This is a genomic window from Streptomyces sp. GbtcB7, assembly GCF_019091445.1.
GTDB classification, from domain to species: domain Bacteria; phylum Actinomycetota; class Actinomycetes; order Streptomycetales; family Streptomycetaceae; genus Streptomyces; species Streptomyces mirabilis.
The window spans coordinates 1-312 of record NZ_JAGXJM010000218.1; the positions used below are offsets into that span (position 1 = coordinate 1).

General features: G+C 60.3%; 1 protein-coding gene. It reads left to right on the forward strand.

All coding sequences use genetic code 11. The annotated features are described in order from the left end of the window. Positions 1 to 84: 84 nt before the first annotated feature. On the forward strand, positions 85 to 312 hold a 228-nt coding region (locus tag KVT44_RS55895; protein WP_217576942.1), incomplete at its 3' end, for a hypothetical protein.

A 312-nucleotide genomic window follows, 5' to 3' on the forward strand; every position in this document is an offset into this window, starting at 1 on the left:
CCAACTGAGTGCCGACAGGGAACCATGAGCCCCCCTAGAGTCCCAGACGACGGCCGCCATTAGGACGGCTCCCTGGGGGGGAACATGAAGTCATCAAGACTTGGTGTACAACTAGGCGTCACCGCGATCGCAGCCTCGTTCTTTCTTCTGCCAACGCCAGCCGCCGCTGAGACGTTCGCATGTGATGAGGCTGTGGAATCCGGGCAGATTTGGGCTAGCGAGCTGGATGAGGTAGCTAATTGCACCGATCTAGGCGACCTGATCATCCGAGACGATGCCTCGGGTGTCGGCGCTGTGCTTCCGGAAAGGGGG